Below are 22,486 nucleotides of genomic sequence, written 5' to 3'. Positions count from 1 at the left end.
GTCCCATGTAAAATTATAATTCAGTAATTAAGATTATTATGACTAAAAATTAAATATTATTTTTACTTAGAGAATGTTATCTAATATATACGCATAGTTAGATTTGTTGGTATTAATTAGAGAGGTCTTATTTCATGCAGCCATTACAATGGTGTCAAGCCAGCCGTCTGCAGATTGTCACATGTTGTTGTTCGGGAATATTGAAGCGATTGGGCCGATATTCCCGTTTTTTTTATCTGCTGTTAGTGGCTGCGGTCATTTCTCCCGGAACCGTTTCGGCGTCAATTGAGTGTTACGAGTGTCATGGGACGAGAATTTCGGATACTGCCGGGGATTTCCGCCCCCTGGACGACAGTTCGGGAAGAAACCCGCAGTCCGGAGGGTTTCCGGGAAGCCACAGGACTCACCTTCCTGAAGGAGCCACAAAATCTAGCTGCGTTGTCTGCCACCCCGGGACCGATAACTACGCCATCGATCACAGGGATGGCAAGATCAAGATATCATCAAATATCAACAGTTCTCCCCTTACGGCCCGATACAAAAACCAGACATCGGTTTTTGCAAACTCGACCTCGGCATTTGCTCAGACCCCGACGCCAACCCTTGGCGTGTGCAACAACGTTAACTGTCATTTTGAAGCTGTAACCCCGGTTTGGGGCAGTCAGCCGTTAATCGCGCCGACTAACTGTAATTCCTGTCACGACGCCCCTCCGGATACCGGCAGTCACACAAGGCATTTCAACTCACTGTCATCCGCTTCGGGGCGAACGAGTACCGGTATCTGCAGCAAATGCCACCCATCCTATGCCAGCGACCCTAAGCCTTTCATCCATGCTACCAGCGCCGGCCGGAGGGGACATGCAGTCACTTTTGTCGTATCCCCCAATAATGGCGGCAGTTATGCAGGCAGCGTCAATGCCGGTTACCTTCCCAGTCAGAACCCGGTTAGAAACGGTATCTGCGCAAACCTGTATTGTCACAGCGACGGCAACGACGCGGGCCAGTATCAACAACCGCAATGGGGCGGGTCTCTGCCGGAAAACTGTTCCGGTTGCCATGGCGGCACCAGGGATAGCAGTTTGCCGATCAACACCAATGCGCACGGCAAGCATATAAACTCGTATCCTTTTGCCTGTCAGAAGTGTCATGCGGCAACGGTCACCGATGTTCCGAGCATCGCGGACAAGTCCCTGCATATCAACAAGGCCAAGGACGTCGCATTCAAGGATGCCGGGGATTTCAACCGGGACAGCAAGGCATGCAATAACACCTATTGCCACAGTGACGCCATGGGCAGGGCCCCGAAAGTAGCGGTGGCCTGGACCGATACCACGCCTCTCGCGTGCGATTCCTGCCACCGGGGGACCAGGGCCAATACCCTGACCACCATGACCTCTGCCGGGCACGGCAGGCTGGTCGGCGACCAGTGGATCAGGAAATACCCTTGCTACTACTGTCACTACGATACGGCCAATACGGACAACACCATTAAAGACAAGACAAAGCATGTCAACGTCGTCAAGGACGTTGTCATTGCCCCGCAGTGGCGGATCGACAACAGGCCTTTCCCTGCCTACAGCTCGGCAAGGAAAACCTGCTACAACGTGTACTGCCATAGCGACGGGACGGCAAACCCCGACATTGACAAGACCTACCGATGGGACCAGGGGCGGACGGAGTGCAACAGCTGTCACGGCCATTCCATCAATACCTGTTCCACCAGCGGTTGTCATGACGGTACCATCCATGATGGCCGGTTCTGGCCGGTATATACCCACTGGAGCAGCGGCCAGGAGTGGCGCGCCGCAGTGCCGATGTTCAAGAACGAAGGGCCGGGGGCGCAGCGGGCCAATTCGCACCCACGCCATGTCCAGACCAATTTCACCTGCAATAAGTGTCACGCGGTAACGATCGTCAACGGCGACTGCCGTAGCTGTCACACCGGCAGTACCCCTTTGGGGAGCATGAGGGAGACGGCTCACATCAATGCCGATTTCCATGTCAACAAAGACAAGGATGTCGTCTTCAGTGAGGGCGGCACCTATTACTCCTCGTCCAAAACCTGCACCAATACCAAATGCCATAGCGGCACCGTAATCCCCAAATGGGGGGATTCGGTCAACGGCAGCATCATCTGCCTCGGCTGCCACGGCAGCAATGATGCCGACCTGGATACCTTCGGCGGTTTCGGTAACGGCACTCAGGCAAAGATAAACCTCAACCACTGGGTGACCACCGGCCATGGCCGTTATTCCACGTCAGGCCGTTACCCGGCATCGAACAACCCGGCAGCGAATTTCCCGGCAAACCCTTGCTGGTATTGCCACGATAATACCGTGCTCCACGGAAACACGGACAACCCGTTCCGGCTGCGAAAGCACCTGCAGTACGAACAGAGATTCGACAAGGAGTGCGTCTACTGCCACATGCAGCATCAGGACTATGAATGCCTCAACTGTCACGTAGGTCAAACCAGCCTGGCTCCGCAGGCAACCTCGGGCGGGATCGTGATCAAGCTCCGGACCGGCGGCAGCCGGACCGACTGGACTTCCCATACCTATACGACCGGTTGTACGATGGCTGCCTGCCATGACTCCGATGACGGCACCTTTGCCTCCGGCGGTCACAAAGGCCATTCTACCGGGGCCGGAATCTGGACCGTCGAGCAGAAGAACGATATCAAGAACCAGTATGTCATGATGGGGGTATGCCTCCAGTGCCATGACGACGATGCCGGCGGGCAGTGCACCTTCTGCCATGGGAGCAATTCAACGAAATATTCGCTCGGGTTCGATCCGGGCACCGGTTTTGTCAAGCCGAAAAAGGCCAGGGCATCGGCAGCCCATTTCGGCAAGAAGCATTACGGAGCGTTCATCAAGTCGGGAGGCTGGACAAAGAATGCCCAAGGCAAATACACGGGGACCTGGAAGGGTGGGAAATTCTGCTGGGATTGCCACGACCCGCACGGCGACTCGAACATCTTCATGATCCAGGACCAGGTGGCCACTGCCACTGACGGCAAGTTCGGCGTGCCTGTGAGCAGGTCGCCGGTCTCTTTTACCAGCAAGTCAACCGGCACCGACTATGCCGGCGCTCCCAACAAGATCTGCAATGTCTGCCACGGGGCGGATTCCAAGCATTACCTGAGCAACTTCAGTGACGGCCACAACAGCAACAAGGTTTGCACCAACTGCCATATGCACCGTTTTGCCGATGCCCATGCCGACTCGCAGAGCTGCAACAGCTGCCACACCAATGCGAAACCGGTGCCCAAGCATGTTGCCTTCGGCCTTTCGGTCATCTGCGTCAAGTGCCATTCCGGCATCATCGGTAATCGGGCCGATGTCGTCGGCCAGTTCAACAGCAACTCCCATCATGTCCAAGGCCCAACCCTCACCGGCAGGCACTGCTACGCCTGTCACTGGGAGGCCACGCCGTTCGGAACCATCGATCCGTCGAAACATGAAGGATTCAACTTCAACAGCTATTCAGGGGTCAAGAATGCCAAGGTCGATCTGGTCGTCTGGCAGCCGGGCGTTCGTCCGACCTTCTACAGCACCACGTCGGCGGTACAGTTCCTGGCCAACAGGATCAATACGGTCAGCGAACGGATTGAGATCGGCAAACTCAACAACCATTGCCTCTCCTGCCATTCCGACCAGAACAACGATACTTCGCCGTTTGGAGACTGCCGGACCCCGCGCCAGTACGCCTGGGACGGGCAGTCCATCGCCAGCCGCTATTCACAGCTGGGAACAGCCACTTGGGGCAAGGTGAACTCCTCCACCTGGACGAATGCCAACAAGAAGGACAATGTAACCAAGGCATTCTCGGCTCACGGCAATGCTGCCATGAACCAGGGTGGGTGGAATGCTGCCGACGGTTACGACGCCGTGTCGCCGAACACGAGAGCCAGCGCGATCAGTGTCCAGTGCTACGATTGCCACAACTCCCACGGTTCCAAGGTCAACGGCACGACATCAAGTTACCTGACCTTCAACAACACCAGGAACGGCGCCAACCTCAAGGAAACCCAGAAGGACAAGGGGGGCTATGGCGTAACCTATATGGCCCAGCCCAACATATCGGGCAAAAACGCTTATGCTGCCGGCGCCGGCCAATGTTTCGACTGCCACGAAACCCAGAACGGTTCGACCTCCAAACCCTGGGGTTACCAGTCCACCTTCGGCGCCACCCAGCCGATCATGGGTTATGACGACAGTCCGAGGTTCGGCGGCGGGACCAAGGGGCGGTACACCCGCTTCCCGTTCCGCAAGACCACTGTGGCGGGCACCCATTTCTCGGCTTCCGCAATGCTGAATTACTCTTCGCACGAGCGGATCAACGGCCTATGTACCCCGTGTCATGATCCGCACGGTGTATCACCGACCCTGGGCGACCAGATGGCTTATGCCGTGCCGTTGCTCAAGGGGACCTGGATGACCAGCCCGTACAAGGAGGATGCGCCTCCGGTAACCGCCAGCGGCGGTACTGCCATTGCTCCGTATCGCTGGGGCGGCAACGCGTCGTACACCGGCTGGTATTATCGCAAGCCTTCCGTACCGGTTCCGATCGGCTGGAATACCGACCGGAATACCTTTGCCAATACCACTCCGTACAACACCTTCAACAGGATTGCGGAGAGCGACAAGCAGTTTGCTGGGCTCTGTACGCGCTGCCATCAGCAGAACAAACTGACCAATACCGCCAATCCAAACCCGGATTGGAAATCGCGGGAGCGGGTGCATAAGACCGTCAAAGGGTGGGGGGCAAACAACGAGCATTCATTTACCTGCTCCAAGTGTCACCAGCCGCACTCTTCGGCCTTGCCGAGGCTGATGGTCACCAACTGCCTCGATTACCAGCACCGCGGCCGGGTCGCCTCCGGCGGCAAGGCATCAGCTGCCGACACGTTCCCCGGCGGCTACGTTTACAACTATGCCAATTCCGGCGGCGGGCATTGGGGCTTCCCCATCGGCAGTATCATCAAGAGTCCGACCGGCACGGATACCACCAGTATCAATGATGCTGCCTACAAGGCTGACCGGTACAAGTATGAGGCGTTGACCCAGTGCCATCTGCGGCGTTCCGGCCTGACAATTTCTCCGGATTATCCGTCCGACTACACGATGCCGTCAGTCAATGGCCAATGGCCGCAGGAAAACTTCTGGAACCAGGTAACGCCATGGAACGACCCGAACAGCCCGAACAGTTCAATTCCGTCGCATAGCAACAGTTATTACTGAAACTAGGATAATTGAAATGAACTCGATAATGAGAAATTGCCTGAAATTGTTTGCCGCTTTTGCCATCGTGACGCTCACCGAGTCGATTGCTCTTGCCGGCGGTGGGGATGCGCTATCCGGGTTTCCGAAGATTGACCAGGTCGCGAGAAAACAGGAAGCGCGCGCCGCTGTTTTCTCCCCTCTCAGCAGCGCCGTGGTGGTAACCGGCTATCAGAACCTGGCCGGCGATGTCAATGACAGCGCCTACACAGTCAAATACGATGCCTCTGGGACACCGGTGTGGCGGGCCACTTACGATCCCTCCTCCGGGATCGAACGTGGCGTCGCCCTGGCAATGGACAAGAACCGGGATTCGATCATGGTTGCCAGTGTCGTTGTTTCGGGAAAGCCGTCAGTATACGTGACCCGATACCACGATAACGGCACGCAAGCCCCAACGGTTGTCTGGAGTAATACCTGGTCCTCCGGCGTTACCGGCGGCGCTGACCATCCGCTGGCCATTGCCTATGATCCGGTTCTCGACCGCGTTTACGTGGCCGGATTTACCCGCAGCGGCAACGGCGACGACGATTATCTGCTTCTTGCCTTTGATAATAACGTTAGCGGCGACAACCCGCCGCTTTGGTCCGATTCCTATGGCGCAAGCGGGGCGGATCGCGCCTATGCCGTAGCAGTATCTGCCGACGGCACCAGGATTGCGCTTACCGGGGAATCGTCGAACGGTACCGATCTCGACCTGGTGACCGTGCTCTGGGATGCCGCCGGCAGCCAGCAGCGAAACTGGAGAAAGGGTGGAACCGGTTCGTTGGACGACAGCGGTCTGGCCCTGGCCTTCACCCCTTCCGGCAACATCGCCGTGACCGGTATGCTGGCAAATATCCGCGGCGGAGATATTTACACCGCAGAGCTTGCTCCCGGATCTTCAACCCCGGTATGGGAAGCCACACACGATGCCGGCTTTGACGACCAGCCGAGCGCGCTGGTTGTCGATCAGGCCGGCGACGTCTATGTTTCCGGTTATGCCGGACCGCTCCCCGCGTTCTCAAAGCTGTTTCTGGTCAAATATCACAACAACGGGACATCCTTGCCCGATACGGTCTGGAGCGCCACTTTCGATCCCGGATCAACCAACATATCCGGAGCTGTCGCCCTGACGGTGGACAGCTCTGCCAACCCCACGGGAGGAGTGTATGTGGCCGGTTGGCGGGATTATTCCGGAGTGAAAAAGATCGTGGTCCTGAAATACGGGCGCAACAACGGCCGGTTGCTCTGGCAAAAGGAGTGGGACGGCCTGTCCGGCAAGAGTTCCGTTCCGGTAGGAGTCGGCATGCAGGGTGGGGCGGTCGTGGTCCCGGCCTGGACCGACCAGACGCAACCGCTTGACGGCGGTATACTTACCGCCACCGGCGGAAGCACCGTGACCCTGGAGAACAGCGGCAAGGCGTGGGGCTCAAACGTGTGGGCCGGCTACTATCTTTACCTCGTTTCTGGACAGAACACCGAAAACAACGGCCTCTTCAGGCCGATAAAATCGAACGGCCTCACTCTGCTGACCCTCGACTCTGCCCAGGCGTTTCCCAAAACCGTGGCGGTAGGCGATCAATACTATATCTTCGACCAGGACAATATCGATTTCGCTCTGCTCCGCCTCGACCGGGGAACCATGGACCCGCCGACCGCCCTGGCTGCGCAGGCGGACAGCAATACCTCGGTAAAACTCTCTTTTGAAGACAACACCGAGAGCGAAACCGGGTTCAAGGTTTACTGGAAGATCGGCGAGAACGGCAACTGGTGCAATGATGCGGCAGCCTGGGACATCCCGTCCAGCACCCCTTCCCAGACCGGCACCGTAAATTGGACCGCCACCGGACTGACCTCTGACACCGATTATTACTTCAAGGTGGCATCGTACCAGGGGGTAACTGTCGGTGATTTCTCCAATGTGGCCAACGCCATAACCCGGGGCGTCATCACTTTTTCGCCGACCTCGGGGAGTTACAGCTATACCGATCCGCAGGGTGGAGACGACACCCTGATCAGTGCCGCCTGCTACAGTGGCGGTAATCCGGTGTTTTTCGGCTCGATCTATGCCGATCTGAACACCAGCGGCCAGCCTTCCTACGATTTCTACACCTTTAAGACCACCAGGGATTTTTCGACTGTTTCCTGGTCCGACAAGCTGGATGGCGGGTACGATGAACATGATACGGCAGTGGCAATGGTTGTTGACGCCAACCGGGAGACGGTCATTGTCGGCACGTCAAGCCAGGGTGTTTCAGGCGTGGGTAACATTCCATCAATATGGGGGCACAAATATGCGTATTCTCCCGCTGTTGACGGTTACGGCCAGGCAGTGCCCCTCTGGACCAACCAGCTGAACGGTTCGGGCAATCTTGCCGACCATGCCGATGCCGTTGCGGTACAACCTGTTTCACCGTACAGCGTCGCCATCGTCGGGCATGGGAACGCGGACCTGACACAGATAAATTATTATGTCCGGAAGCTTTCCCCTACAACCGATCCTGCCGCGCCGCACACGGATTTCACCGTGGAAAGCAGCAGTGCGTACCAGTTCAGCGACAATACGCCTTTTACCGGCACCCCTAATCCGACCGCAACCGTCATGAATGCGGCTGGCGATGTCTTTGTGGCCGGATGGCTGCAGGGTTCCGGAGGCAACAACAATTGGTTTGTCAGCAAGCATGACGGGACAACCGGGAATAAGGTCTGGCTGGAGACATTGGGTGGTTCGGGCGATGACAAGCCTTTTGCCATGGCCCTGGACAGCAGCGGTGATCTCTATGTCGCCGGTTACACTACCGATGCCGCCACCGGGTTTACGGTCATGACGGTCGCCAAGTTTCAGGGGAGTGCAGCTGCCGGCTCGTCCAGCCTTCTCTGGACACGGAAATACCCATCCGGGACCCCAACCGGGAATTCCGCGGCAAGAAAAATCAGTTATGACAGCTATGCCAACCAGATCGTGGTCGGCGGCGAGGTTTTTGTCACTGCCGGAGATAGCGATTTGGCGCTGCTCAGGTTCGATACCGCAGGCGATCCCTTGTGGGACAGGACGCTGCGCCGTTCCGGAACGTCCGAGACCCTGACCGGGCTCTCAATAGACCCGTCAGGCTACATATACATGAGCGGTGACAGCGGCACTGGCGCCAATGCCGATATCGTGGCCGCAATCTACACTGAATCCGGAAGTTACGCCGAGGCGTTCGCTTATAACGGCACAGCCGGAAAAGAAGACCATGCCGCATCGCTGGCCACCAACCAGTTCGGCGAAGGGTTCATCGCCGGATACACCACCTCGGCAGCCGGGGACAAGGATATGCTGGCGCTCAGGATCGTCAACAATCTCGTCATCATGCCGACCGGACTGAGCGCAACTCCTCAGAGCGATTACACCAAGGTCACCCTTGGCTGGACCAATGTCACTGCCGGCACCACCCCATATCTCAGCCGCAGCGTAAAGGATTCCGGGATCTGGGTCAGCCCTGCCGGGTTGACCAACGGGCAGCTTTCCGCCGATGCCGTGACGTTCACCGATACCGGCCTGCTCCCAAACACAACCTACTGTTGGCGTCTTTATGCGGAAAAAGGAACGGTTACCACCCGCCATACAGCCGAGGTTTGCGCCCCGACCGTTTATGCGCCTCCGGCAGCACCGGTTCCGACCAATCCGACCTCTTCGGTGAACTCGCTCAGAATCACCTGGACAAACGTTGCCGGGAATACCGGATATCAACTGGAGCGCAAGACCGGGACCAGCGGCACTTATGCCGTCATCGCCTCTCCTGCTGCCAATGAGACCAGTTATGACGATACCGGTCTCTCGACATCGACCGCGTACTACTATCGTTTGAGCGTGCGGAACGTGTCCGGGCTCTCCCAGCCCTCGACCAATTCCGCGCCTGGATACACGGCGCCGAACCCGGTTACGACCTGGTATTACGCGGCAGGAACCAGCTCATCCAGTATCAATATCCAATGGTATGCTCCCAGCGGCTCATCGGTAACCGACTACCGGATCGAGCGCCGGCTTGCCGGCGGCAGCTGGGCAACCGTCACTACCACCGGCTCCAGCTCATACACCGACAGTACCGGCCTCGTTGCCAACACGGCCTACGAATACCGTATCTATTCCCGGTATAACGGCGTTGAAACCGTAACCCCCAGCCCGGGCCGGACCGTAAACACCCTGCTTGATCCGCCGACACTGCAGAACGCCACCGTCATTTCCGACACCTCCTACTCTGCCACCTGGACCCAGGTAGCCGGCAATACCGGGTATACCGCAGTCGCAAAGAGCTGTCCCGGTTCCGTGGCGACTATGCTTGCCAACCCGGCCGGGAATTGCACCGCCATCGAAGAGTCTACCGCGGTCGGCACCAATATCGTCACAACGACCGGTTCCACATCAAGCAATATTGCTTACCGGGGGTGGTACATCGTTGTCCGCACCCAGAGCGCCGGCGGGGCATCGGTTAACAGCAACGGAATCCTCTTGTTCAAACCGATGTCCGTAACATTGTCCAATGTGGAGATTCCGGGTTCCGGCCAGCTGAAGCCGGTTTGGACCAACACCACCGAAGAAAATTTCGATGTCCAGCGCCGGCCTGCAGGCGGTACCTGGACCACGGTCAAATCGGCAATTGCTGCCGACACCCTGAACTGGATCGATGCCACGGTTACCGACGGCACCGAGTACTGTTACCGTATTCGCGCCTATACCTCGGCAGGGGGGCCGGCGGACGCCTATTCCAACGAGATCTGCAAGACTGCCCAGGCGCCCCCTTCGCCACCGCAGTTGACCATGACCGCTCCGACCTCGACCTCGGTGAAACTGGAGTGGGTGAACACCAACTATTCGGCCACTGATTTTGACGTGTATCTGAGCTCCTACAATTATGGTTCCGGGGGCAAGCCGGAGTCATACAGCGCCTGGGGCGCTTCCTCGAAGGTGGGCAGTGTCACCGGCTGCGCATCGGGCGCCTTGTGCAGCTATACCTACAACACCAGCAGGGGGGCAGGATTGACCGGTTTCGTCCGGATGAACTACAACGGCACCATGATCGATTCGCAGGTTGCGAGTCCGACAGCCGGATATATCCAGACAGTGCCGAGTCCGCCGACCATTTCCTCGACTTCGGCAACGTCCGCGTCGATAACGATCAACTGGTATCGTGTGGATCCGGCCTACAGTTACAAACTGTATTATAAGCGGTCATCCGACACAGACTGGAGCACACCGCTCGCTATTGCGTATGCCTGGAATCCGAACCCATATCCGTACACCCTGTCGGGGCTGTCATCCGGTACCCCGTATCAAGTGAAAGTAGAGTCAGTCGGCAAGTACCAGGAATCGGGCGATGCGGTCGTTGCCAACATCTCCACTGTGCCGCTGGCGCCGGCCAAACCGGTGATCAGCAATGTCGGGCAGAACCAGTTGACCGTAACATGGGAGAGCGTGGCTTCCGCAACCTCATACAAACTGGAGCGGTCCACCGATAATTCGACCTGGACCGTCGCTACTAACCAGAATGTGCTGACCTACAACGATTCCGGCCTTGCTGCCGGCACCAAATACTGGTACCGGGTCAAAGGGGTAAACTCCGGTGGCGATTCCGTTCCTTCGGAGCCGGAAACAGTAACCACAATACCAGCAGCTCCCGGTGTGCCGCTGCTGATCACCCGTTCCGACAGCCGGATTACCGTAGGTATCCGCACCATGAAAGGCGCGACCGGATACAAGGTCTACCGTAAAGATGGCGGGACCGGAGGGACGCAGAACCTGACCGCAACGGTGAGTGTTCCTTACGCCGAGTCTTATTGCGGATCCGCCTACCCGACAATAAACTGCGCGGCGTCGTCCGCACAGATTTACGACAGTGACGATACCGGACTTAGCGCCAACACCAGCTACTGTTATGCCGTTGCCGCGATCAACGCTGCCGGTGACTCGGCAATCGGCCCGGAGTATTGCACATTGACCAGCCCGTACGCCCCCGCTGCACTGGTCGGGGAGTCCATAAGCCCGTACAAGGCGCTGTTCACCATAACCCCGGGAACCGGGGCCGCACCAACCGGTTATCAGCTGGAATACAAACAAGGGGATAACTGGAGCCTGATTACGCGAATCCCTTACGGAACCAATACCTACACCCTTTCGGGTCTGCTTGGCCCTGGCGGCACCGGCCAGTTCAGGGTCAGGGCGTACAAACAGCTCGCAGATGACTTTACCTCAGGAATCAACCCGGCGATCTGGTCGCAGCAGGTGGTTATCCGCGATCCCAGCAATGTGGTCACGGTGAACGCAACGACCCCGCCGCTCAGCTATTCGACCTCGAACGGCAACTCCTCGATTGTTGCCGCCAACGGCGTGGCTACGCTATCCCAGTCATCGACCGGCAACGGCACCACCAACAGCTGGAACTCAGCCGCCATCAAACTGGCAGACGTTTCACCTTTGTTGGGAGACTTCGATTTCTCCACCAAGATGCGGCTGCCGGCCGGGGAGATTACCGGTAACCAGTATCACGTCTATGCCCGCTTGCAGTTCAATATGCCGGCTACCTCAGGAAGGTCGAACTTCTTCTATGTCGGCAGGTATGCCAGTACTGCAAACGGCTATGAAATCTGCTGGACCCTGGATGGCGTATCGACCTGTAACGGCACGGGCGCGAACAACACGGAGGGTGGGCTGCGGATCACCAGGACCGGCCGTACTGTATCCGGCTGGATGGCGAACAGCAAGGGTAATGCCTGGCAGCCGTTCATGAGCCATACCGAATTCCAGGCCGCATCAGGCACCTCGGGACAGATATCACAGTCCCTGGCGCGCAGCGAAGCGATGTCGCTGGTTACCGATCTTGACGATACCCAGCTGATAGGGGCGATCACCTCGCCGTCCAACGAGGTGACGGTCACCATGCAGAACTATAACGGGGTGCAGAACAGCTGCCCGTAGATTGATGCTGAAGATGGTCTGAACCATCACCCCCGGCTCTCTGTCTCCGGATCGGAGAGGCCGGGGGTGTTCTGTTTTTACCAGGGGATTTTTGCTCTGGAATCGGACATGACTGGTGATGACCCGGAGGTGAACTGCTTCAATGCGGGGCAAAGGCCGATGATTGTATGACTTCGAAGGTCTCCCCATTGCGGCCAAACCTGACCCGGTTCTCCCGGATCTCAAGGACCCTGGCGCCGGCCACTTCAGCCCCTTCTCCGACAAGTGCTCCATTGATAACCGCCCGCCGCATATTTCTCTCGTCCTGAAAGGCGATCCCCGAGACAGTTATAGCGCTGGTTGCAACGCCATCGTTGGGGGGCGCCGCGGGTTCCGGTATTCGCGGGGCGGTGGCTGGCTGCTGCTGCCGGGGTGCCGCCGGTGCCGGCTGGATCTGGATCGGAGCCGGCGCGATTTCCGCTTGCGGTTGGGGCGCTGCCGGTGGTGATGAGGGGTCCGCCGCGGTATTTTGGGGCGTCTGACGTGGTGGCGCCACAGGGGTTTCCCCTGTCCTGAGCAAATACCAACCGGCGCTGGCAGCGACAAGCGCAATGATGATTGCTGCAGCGGCGAGCGCCATGGGGGCGCGTTTCGGTTTCCGCGGCATGCCGCGGTAACTCAGCACCTCGGGGCGGATATCCGTGCCGGGAAGGCGTCGGGAGCGCCGCTCCTGCTCCATCTTTCTTAATGCGTCCAGTATCAGGCTCATTTCCGGTCACCTCCCGGCACCGGAACTGCGGCGCTCTCCGCCCCGGCCGCAAATTTGCCGCCTGATCGCTGGTAGAGCCGGCTCAGGGTCTTCCCTCCCGGCTTGCCGTCCACCTTAAGCCCTTCGGCCTCCTGGAATCTTCTGACCGCCTCTGCGGTCCTGTTATCGAAAACCCCGTCCGGCGTCCCGCTGAAATGTCCGGCCGCTTTCAGCATCACCTGCAACAATCTGACGCCGTTGCTGTCTTCGCTTGCCGCACCCTTTGCCGCTGGAACCGGAGAACTCGGCTGTGGCGCCGGGATCTGAGTCCAGTAGAGCGCGACCCCCGCAATCAGCACGACGGCAATCAGGGCCGACGCTGACAGATAGCGGAATGATCGCCTGCGGGGATTTTCGGTCCTGATGAGGTCTGCAATCGCGGTAGCAGCCATTTGATGCGTCACTTCGCGGCGTTCTTTCGTATAGGCAAGGAGTAACGCCCGGTCGCAAACCGCGTTTACCAGCCTGGGGAGTCCGCCGGAAAAGCGGCCGATCTTATCGGCGGCAGCAGCGGTGAATGTGACCGGCTCTTTGCCGCCGGCGGCGACCCTGATCCGGTGACGGATATAGGAATGAACGTCCTCAGCTGCCATCGGTTCCAGATGATAGCGCACCGTTATCCGCTGGTTGAGCTGCCGTAATTCCTGCCGGGACAGCAGCGCTTGCAGCTCGGTCTGGCCGACCAGCACGATTTGGATCAGCTTTGACTGCTCGGTTTCGAGGTTCGAGATGAGCCGGACCTGTTCCAGCACCGCGGTCGAAAGGTTCTGCGCCTCGTCGATAACCAGCACCACGGTATGCCCCGCACTGTTCTCCCGGAGCAGGAACTCGTTCAGGGATTTGTGCAGTTCGTGGATATCGTTGGCAATGCAGGGGAGGCCGAACTCGTTGTTGATCTCCTGCAGCAGCCCGAGCGGCGACACGGTCGGATTGAAGATAAAGGCGCTCCGGCAGGTCTCGGATGAGAGCTGGCCGAGAAAGGTCCTTATTATGGTAGTCTTGCCGGTACCCACCTCGCCGGACAGCTCGATGAAACCGGCGCGGGTGTCGATGGCAAAGAGCAGGTGGGCAAACGCCTCCTGATGGTGCCTGCTCATGAACAGGAATTCGGGGTTTGGTGTGAGGGCGAAAGGGGGTTCTTTGAACCCCAACTGTTCCCAGTACATAGTTTGTATATTCCTTTGGTGAAACGTAACATCTATCTATCACATTGCTGCCGAGTCATAAAGGCAAATTGGCCTATCTGGCCAACTGCCCCGCTCTTTGGTAGACTTGTTTGAATTTGATGCCGGGAAATTATTTCATGCCCATACCCATATCCTACAGCTTCAGAAATCTCTGGACCCGGCGGCTCACCACGGTGCTGACCGCGATCGGCATGGCCCTGGTGGTGTTTGTCTTTGCCGCCACCCTCATGCTTTCCGAGGGGCTGCGCAAGACCCTGATCGCCACCGGCTCGCCGGAAAACGTCGTGGTGATCAGAAAGGGGTCGCAGTCCGAGGTGCAGAGCGGCATCGAGCGGAACCAGGCATCGATAGTGGAGAGCCGGCCGGAGGTCGCCATCGGCCCTGACGGTCGATTGTTGCTGGCCAAGGAACTGGTGGTGCTGATCAATATCCCCAAGCGGGAGAGTGGCAAGCCGTCAAATGTCGTGATTCGTGGGGTCAGCGAGAGTTCGCTGCGGCTCAGGCCCCAGGTTAAGCTCGTCTCCGGCCGGATGCCCCGGCCCGGTTCGGTGGAGGTAATTGCCGGGAAGAGTATTGCCGAGCGGTTCAAGGGCGGGGGGCTGGGTGAGACCCTGCGGTTCGGCATGCGCAACTGGAAAGTTGTCGGCGTGTTCGATGCCGGAGCGACCGGGTTTTCTTCCGAGATCTGGGGCGATATCGATCAGCTGATGCAGGCGTTCCGGCGGCCGGTATACTCGTCGGTCCTGTTCCGGCAGCGCGATCCTGCTCAATTCAAGCGGTTGAAGGAGGAGATCGAATCCGATCCGCGCCTTACCGTGGAGGCAAAACTGGAGAACAGGTATTACGAGGACCAGTCAGAGGCGATGTCGACCTTTCTGCGCATCATGGGGATAGCCCTGACCGCCATCTTCTCCATCGGTGCGGTGATCGGCGCCATGATCACCATGTATGCCGCAGTGGCAAACCGGGTTATCGAGATCGGCACGCTGCGCGCACTGGGGTTCACCCGGGGGAGCATCCTGGCGGCATTTGTCTTCGAGTCCCTCTTTCTGGGGCTCATCGGCGGCCTGCTCGGGCTGTTTTTCGCGTCGTTCATGCAGCTGATAACAATCTCGACCATGAACTGGCAGTCGTTTGCCGAACTCGCGTTTTCCTTTACCCTGACCCCGGCAATCACTGTCAAGGGGTTGCTCTTTGCCCTGTTCATGGGGCTCGCCGGAGGCCTGCTCCCCGCGTTCCGGGCCGCCCGGATGAACATAGCGGACGCACTCAGATCAACATAGAGGTTGCATGAAATATTTCAGCTTGAAATTTGAAAAGATCGTCTGGGTGATGCTGGTTCTCTCCTTCGGATTGTACGGTCTCGACTACCTGCTGTTCGGCCAGGGGCGGGAGATCGGCGTCGGGCTCCTGGGAAATCTGGCATTCCTGCCGATTTATGTCCTGTTCGTCACCCTGATGATCGAACGGGTTCTGAAGGCGAGGGAGCGCGATGCGTTGCGCCAGAAGCTGAACATGGTGATCGGCGTGTTCTTCAGCGAGATCGGAACGGTTCTGCTCCGGGACGGGTTCGGTTTTGTCCGGGAATGCAGTGCGCTTCGGGAACGGATGAAGGTGTCGGGCCAGTGGCAGGATACGGAGTTCCAGGCAGCGGCCGAATTCCTGAAGAAACACCCGATGCGGATCGACAGCCGTGATGGCGATCTGTCGGAACTGCGGAGCTTCCTGGTTTCCCGGCGGCAGTTCATGCTTGGGTTGCTGGAGAACCCGAACCTGCTGGAGCACGACGACTTTACCGAACTCCTCTGGGCAGTCTTCCACCTGGTTGAGGAACTGGAATACCGGACCGATCTGGCCCGGCTTTCCGAAGCCGACCTCGATCACCTCTCGGGCGACATCAAGCGCGCCTATACCCATCTGCTCAGCCAGTGGCTGCTCTATCTGCAGCATCTGAAAAACGATTACCCGTACCTTTTCTCCCTGGCCGTCCGGACAAACCCGCTGAACCCGGAATCACGGGTTGAGATCGATTGAAAGAGGTTGCGGTTCAAGATGTCGGAGCGGAATCCGATAATGTAATAAGGGCATATCAGCGAAAATATTGGATCCATAGAATGACACAGACCCCGGATCAGATGGCGCCATGGTAACCATAATAATAATTTCAAATGATCCGCATGTAATGCACCTCAAGGAGCGCTTTCAGCCGCTCATAAAGGGACAGATCTGCATCTTTTCCGATTTTGAGCAGGGTTTGATGGCGGTTTTCGACAAGAGGCCGGCATCGGTGTTTATTCAGCGCGAGATCAACGGCACTGCGGCCGAGGTTATCGCCAGGCAGATAAAAGGGTTGCTGCGCGACGGTTCCCCGCGGATCATCCTGATGGGGGCAATCGCCGGCTCTCCCCAGGAACGGCCGAAATGCTTTGACGACAGCTTTGACTTTGCCGCCACCGAAGAGGAACTCAGCTCGTTTTTCGGCGCGCAGCTGGAAAAAATTCCGCATCTGCTCTGGAAAGACGGAATGGGGGCTGCGGAATGGGTGGCCGCAACTGCCGAACATGAAATGCCGGACCAGGAGCTGTCGCTGGTCACAGTCAGCGATTCGTCGCTGCTGACCGACCCGTTTTCGCTGTCGCAAACGGACAATCGCAGCGATTTAGGGCATGTTTCGCAGCTCAACGCCAGGACAGAGGCGGCTACCGGGCAAACTGCGGTTCCTCCTCCTGCCGTGGTTCCGCAGGCGCCGCCCGGCGTCGGTCATGGCCGGGTACAACCGCCGCCGGCCCAGGTAAAGAAGACGCCACCTGCGGGCCGCAGCGCGGAGAGCGTCCGTAAACCGGAGCCGGCCCAGAAGCCGCCGAAGAGGGCCGCAGCGACGGTAACCGCTGTTCGGCCGGAAGAGGTGGCGGTTCCGACAAGGGCAGCTAAAGAGGATTTCTCATCTTTTGGCGTGAGGGGGGTGAGCTTTGGCCGGCAGGTGAATTGGATCTACCTTGCCGGGTTCGTTGTTGCTGCGGTATTGGGTGGGGTGCTGTATTTCTCCGGCAGCATTCCGGCAGGCAGATGGCTGACCGGCGGCAAGCCGGCGCCAGTAAAGCCGCAATCTCCGGCTAAACAGGCCTCGGCCCCAGCAATCCCTCTGCAGCACCAACGGACAACGGTTCGCCAGGTGCGGCCGGCATCTCTGCCGCAAATGATTCCGGTCAACGGTAAAGACCCCCAATATTCCGCCGGCCATCCGGGTTGGGAACGGTTCAGCTCCAAAGGGTACGATTTTCTGGTGTTCCGGTCGAACAATGAAATCAAGGCGGTCCAGGTTGTCGCCTCGCGGGACAACGTCATTACTCCTGCCATGATTGCCGAACTTCTGCAGCAGCTGTGCGGCAGCTCAGCCTATACGTCCACTGGCACAACCGGGAAAAACGGCTATATTTTAGAGCAGGCCGGCCTCCCCGGTGGAGGAGAACTCGTTATCTACCGCAAGAAGCCCGATCCCCGGGTCCGGGGGGTAGTCATAACCGTACCGTAGTCAGGTGCAACTATTTGCATTCTTATGCCATGAAGTTTATTGCCCAGGAGTTTTCATGATGTTTTCCGCTGCACGGCTGTCAACCGCTCTTGCCAGCCTCTCATTGCTGTTGCTGACCCACAGCATGACGGCTTTTGCCATTGATCCCCGTTTCGATCTCGACACCAGGATGCTCGACAGCAGGTTCGATGCCGGCAAAAAAACCGTTGCAGCAGCCGGACATGCCGAAAAACGCCAAGAAGGGAAAAAGACGCCGCGCTCTTCCCGGTATACCGTAAAACCGGGCGACAACCTTTACCTCATCCTGATGGGGAGATACGGCCTGTCGGAAAAAGAGGCTGATGCCGTTATCCCCCGGCTGAAGGAGATGAACGGGATCAGCGACATCAGATCGTTGCGGGTCGGGAGCACGATCACGATACCGCTGGGCGGGAAATCGGCCCGGCCCGGCCGCACCGGCGCGGTTAGACCTGCTAAGGGGACTGGCCAGTCCGCTTCCCAGCAGTTACGGATGTTCCAGCAGGTGCGCCTCGAAGGGAGCGCGGACCTGAGGTTTGTCAAGGGGGTCTGGGACAGCCTGTTCCCATTGAACCGGGATCGAGCCGAAGGCATCAACCTGGCGGGGCAGAATTTCGAACTTGCTCTCGATCCCGAGCGGTTCCCGGTTCTCCCTGCTGCCGACGGCGGCCGGATTCTGGTCGATCCGGGAGGAAAACTGCCGCCAATGGTGAAAAGCCTGGTTCAGACCCTTGACGATGTCCGGGTGGTGAGTGAGGACCCGGCAAATGTCCGGAGGTTTTATTCGGCACTGCTGTCCGAGGCGCGGTTTTTCTCTGTTGCCGAGAACTTCAGCATCGACTTCGGCAGCAGCCCCCAGCTGACCGTGACCAGTGACTACAAGATCGAAAAAAACCCGGAAAGCCTGATGAACCAGGATATTGTCCTGTTGAACGTGACCGAGGGGAGAGGCGGCACCCCGCCGGCGCTTGCCTCATTCCTCTCCCGGCAGGGGTTCAGGCTGATCGAGCCTTTGACCGCTGGCAGCCGGCCCCCGCAGGAACGGGGACACCGGCTCCACCTGATTGCCGGCGCCAATGCGCTGGAACTCACCGACCGGATCATGGATTCCCTGGATCTCAACTATTCCAGTGATGCGAAAGTCGAGCTGTTCGGCCCCAGCGACAGCGGTCTGCGGCTCGATATCTCGGCAGACCGGTATTTCGAGATGCGCGGCGAACGGTTCATCGTGACCCGGTTCAACGGCGATCCGGTATTCTACACCCTGATGCGCCTGCTGGAGACGCGGGGATACCGGGTCGTAATCCTGGAAGAACGTGACGATTTCCGCAGGGTCGCAGAAAAACTGCTGTCGCGGCTCCGGATCCCGGCCAGGTTTGACCGCCAGCCGCTCTGGCCGGCCCGGGATCGTTCCTACAGCGTCAAGTTCCCAGGTTTCATGCTTCTCGACCCGGCCAGCGGCAGAAAGACCGTCCTGACCGGGAGCAGTGTCGATCCTCTGATCAGCGAGCTCGTTACCCTGAACGGTTATACGGTTTTTCCGTCGCCATAAACCGGCAAGTCTAACCCTGTCCCGGAGAGTTGCAATGGCCCCGAAGAAGATGGGCGAAATCCTGGTGGAAAACAAGCTGATCACCGAGCAGCAGCTCAGTGAAGCCCTGGAGATGCAGAAGCTCTTCCCAGGCCAGACGATCGGCCAGCTGCTCTGCAAGCTCGGCTACCTGAACGAATCCGATCTCTCCTACATCTTGGAACAGACCGGCAAACGGCAACGGCTGACCGACCTTCTCATCCGCGACAAGCTGATCTCCAACGACAAGCTCGGTAATGCCCTGGCCCTGTCGAAGCGGGAAGATATCCCCCTTTACCGGGCGCTCTACAAGCTCAATTACCTGGAGGAGTCGCAGTTGGCCAAGATTATCGCCGGCCAGTACGATCTCTCCTTTGTCCAGATCGACATCCAGGAGATCGACCCGGGCCTTTCCCGGTATCTAAATGCCACCTTTGCCCAGAAACGGAGGATTGTGCCGATTGCCCGGATCGGGTCCACACTGACGCTGGCCATGGTCTATCCGCTCAAGCTCCAGGAGCTGAAAGAGCTGGAGGCCTCGATCCGGCACCGGATCATACCGGTAATCGCGACCGAGTCAGACATCAACCGGGCGCAGCAACGGCTGTACCGGGCCTCTGCAGCCCAGCAATCGTCGTCGGAACTGATTGTCGAGCAGCTGACCGACGACAGCATCGGCGATCTGTTGAGCGAAGGGCGCGCGATCGACGAACCTGATGTCGAGGAAGAGGTGCGCAAGGTAACGGAGCGGGACAGCATCATCGTCAAGCTGGTGAACAAGATCATCTTCGATGCCAGCCTGAAAAAGGCCTCGGATATCCATATCGAACCATATCCAGGCAAGAGCGACGTGATTGTCCGGATGCGGGTTGACGGTCACTGTTCGGTATACCAGCGGATTCCGTACCGGTATAAATATGCCATCCCCTCCAGGATCAAGATCATGGCCGACCTGGATATTGCCGAGCGCCGCCGGCCACAGGACGGCAAGATCAATTTCAAGAAATTCGGCCCATTGGACATGGAGCTGCGTGTGGCCACGATGCCGACTGCCGGCAACCTCGAGGACGTGGTCATCCGGCTTCTCGATACCGGCAAGAGCGTGTCCCTGGAGCAGGTGGGGTTCAGCGAGCGCAACCGGAAGATTTTCTGTGACGCGATGCGCCAACCGTACGGCCTGATCCTGGTTGTCGGGCCGACCGGCTCCGGCAAGACCACCACCCTTCATTCGGCGATCTCCGGCATCAACTCCCCGGAAAAAAAGATCTGGACCGCGGAGGACCCGGTGGAAATAACCCAGAACGGCCTGCGGCAGGTCCAGGTGAACACCCGGATCGGACTGACCTTTGCCGCTGCTCTCCGCTCGTTCCTCCGGCTCGATCCGGATGTGATCATGGTGGGGGAGATGCGCGACCTGGAGACCGCCTCGATCGCGGTCGAGGCCTCGCTTACCGGCCACCTGGTGCTGTCCACGCTCCATACCAACTCGGCCGCCGAGACCGTTACCCGGCTCCTGGATATGGGGCTGGACCCGTACAGTTTTTCGGATTCGCTTCTCTGCGTGCTGGCCCAGCGCCTCGCCCGGAAGCTCTGTAACGAGTGCAAGGCCGCCTATACCCCCGGCACGGAAGAGATCGCCGAACTGGTCGAGGAGTTCGGGCCGGACCAGTTTGCCGCAACCGGCATCAACCTTGCCGATCTGACCCTGTACCGCGCCGTGGGGTGCCATTCCTGCGGCAACAGCGGCTACTCGGGACGGATGGGGCTCCACGAGCTGCTGGAGTGCACCGACCCGGTCAAGGGTCTTATCAAGCGGAAGGTGGATACCGACATGGTCCGGCGCCAGGCCATGGAAGACGGGATGCTGACCCTCAAGCAGGACGGAATCCTGAAAATATGCAAAGGGTTAACCGATATCCACGAGGTGCGGCGGGTCTGCATCAAATAGTGACCGGCGGCCCACCCGGACGATAGGGTCGTCCCGAGCCAAATCACTTGCCTTTTCCGAGCTCTTGCTATACAGTACCTCCCTCTTTTGCCTTCATACCCCATCCTGCGGGTGACACCCCATGACAGATGTTAAGACTCTCGATGAACTGCGTCGTGAAATCGACGGCCTGGATGACCGGATCCTGGAAATTCTCAACCGGCGCGCCGAGCTGGTAATGCAGGTCGGCAGGATCAAGACCCGCGAAAACCGCGAATTCCACGTGCCGAGCCGCGAGCGCGAGATTTACGAGCGGCTCGCCGCATTGAACAAGGGACCGTTTCCGACCGAGTCCATCCGCAGCGTCTTCCGGGAGATCATCTCGGCTTCGCTGGCCCTTGAGGCGCCGATGAAAGTGGCGTTCTTAGGGCCCAAGGCCACCTTTTCCCACCTGGCGGCCATGCAGCACTTCGGTCTGGCCGCGGAGCTGGTGCCGCAGAAGTCGATCCCGGCCGTGTTCGAGGAGGTGGAGAAGGGGCGGGCGCTTTACGGCGTCGTGCCGGTGGAGAACTCCACCGAAGGGGTCATTTCCCACACCCTCGACATGTTTACCGGCAGCGATCTCAAGATCAATGCCGAGATCCTGCTGGAGGTCTCCCATTTCCTCCTCTCCCGTACCGGCCGGATCGAGGATGTGAAGAAGATTTACTCCCATCCGCAGCCGTTGGCCCAGTGCCGGCGCTGGCTGGCGGAAAACCTCCCCAACGTGCCGCTGGTGGATGTCGCCTCTACCACCCTGGCGGCCCAGATCGTCAGCGAGGACTATTCGGCAGCAGCCATCGCCAGCGAATACGCGGCGTCGCTGTATGACCTCAAGGTCGTGCGGGAGCGGATCGAGGATCAGGTGAACAATGTTACCCGCTTCCTGGTCATCGGGAGCAAAATGGCCGAAAAGTCCGGCGACGACCGGACTTCTCTGATGTTCTCGGTCAAGGACGAGCCCGGGATTTTGTACCGGATGCTGGAGCCGTTCGCCAAGCGGGGGCTGAACCTGTCCAAGATCGAATCCCGGCCGAACAAGTCCAAGGCCTGGGAATACATCTTCTTCCTCGACCTGGCCGGCCATGTCAGCGAGCCGGAAGTCAGCGAGGCGGTGCAGGAGTTGAAGGGATACTGCCAGTTTGTGAAAATTCTGGGATCGTACCCCAAAGCCAAATAGGAAGCGGCTCTTTTCCGTTCTGGC

10 protein-coding genes are annotated in these 22,486 nt (G+C 58.6%); 8 read left to right on the top strand and 2 right to left on the bottom strand.

All coding sequences use genetic code 11. The features are described from left to right. Nucleotides 1-209 precede the first annotated feature (209 nt). Complete coding sequence (locus OR1_RS01300; protein WP_237754192.1) at nt 210-5,246, top strand: CxxxxCH/CxxCH domain-containing protein; 5,037 nt, start codon at nt 210-212, stop codon at nt 5,244-5,246. Nucleotides 5,247-5,262: 16 nt separating this feature from the next. After that, entirely contained in the window at nt 5,263-12,222 is a 6,960-nt protein-coding gene (locus OR1_RS01295; RefSeq protein WP_237754191.1) for a fibronectin type III domain-containing protein, read from the top strand. Nucleotides 12,223-12,361: 139 nt separating this feature from the next. Here the strand turns inward: OR1_RS01295 and OR1_RS01290 are convergent, their stop codons facing one another. Both OR1_RS01290 and OR1_RS01285 read right to left on the bottom strand, forming a co-directional pair. Continuing rightward, nucleotides 12,362-12,970, bottom strand: coding sequence for a hypothetical protein (locus tag OR1_RS01290; protein WP_041969448.1), 609 nt, complete (start codon nt 12,968-12,970; stop codon nt 12,362-12,364). Continuing rightward, a complete protein-coding gene (locus OR1_RS01285; RefSeq protein WP_041969447.1) occupies nt 12,967-14,175 on the bottom strand; it encodes an ExeA family protein in 1,209 nt (402 codons plus the stop codon). Before OR1_RS01285 ends, OR1_RS01290 begins: the two co-directional genes overlap by 4 nt. A gap of 137 nt (nt 14,176-14,312) precedes the next feature. Here OR1_RS01285 and OR1_RS01280 point away from each other — a divergent pair, with 137 nt between their 5' ends. From OR1_RS01280 to pheA, 6 genes are all read left to right on the top strand, one after another. Next, nucleotides 14,313-15,479 (top strand): ABC transporter permease, encoded by a 1,167-nt coding sequence (locus tag OR1_RS01280; protein ID WP_041969446.1) that lies wholly within the window; start codon nt 14,313-14,315, stop codon nt 15,477-15,479. 7 nt (nt 15,480-15,486) lie between these two features. Beyond that, nucleotides 15,487-16,230 carry a hypothetical protein gene (locus tag OR1_RS01275; protein WP_041969445.1) on the top strand — a complete coding sequence of 248 codons (744 nt, stop codon included), beginning with the start codon at nt 15,487-15,489 and terminating at the stop codon, nt 16,228-16,230. A 109-nt stretch (nt 16,231-16,339) separates the two neighbouring features. After that, a complete protein-coding gene (locus OR1_RS01270) occupies nt 16,340-17,728 on the top strand; it encodes a hypothetical protein (RefSeq protein ID WP_041969444.1) in 1,389 nt (462 codons plus the stop codon). A gap of 55 nt (nt 17,729-17,783) precedes the next feature. Beyond that, on the top strand, nt 17,784-19,298 hold the full coding sequence (locus OR1_RS01265; RefSeq protein ID WP_041969443.1) for a LysM peptidoglycan-binding domain-containing protein: 1,515 nt from the start codon (nt 17,784-17,786) through the stop codon (nt 19,296-19,298). 34 nt (nt 19,299-19,332) lie between these two features. Then, on the top strand, nt 19,333-21,264 hold the full coding sequence (locus OR1_RS01260) for a GspE/PulE family protein (RefSeq protein WP_041969442.1): 1,932 nt from the start codon (nt 19,333-19,335) through the stop codon (nt 21,262-21,264). A 121-nt stretch (nt 21,265-21,385) separates the two neighbouring features. Continuing rightward, nucleotides 21,386-22,462 carry a prephenate dehydratase gene (pheA, locus tag OR1_RS01255; protein ID WP_041969441.1) on the top strand — a complete coding sequence of 359 codons (1,077 nt, stop codon included), beginning with the start codon at nt 21,386-21,388 and terminating at the stop codon, nt 22,460-22,462. Nucleotides 22,463-22,486: the final 24 nt, after the last annotated feature.

It is taken from the genome of Geobacter sp. OR-1 (assembly GCF_000813145.1).
In the GTDB taxonomy this organism is placed as follows: Bacteria; Desulfobacterota; Desulfuromonadia; order Geobacterales; family DSM-12255; genus Geoanaerobacter.
The sequence above is the reverse complement of the archived record's forward strand: the minus strand, read 5'-3'. Positions and strand labels throughout refer to the sequence as shown.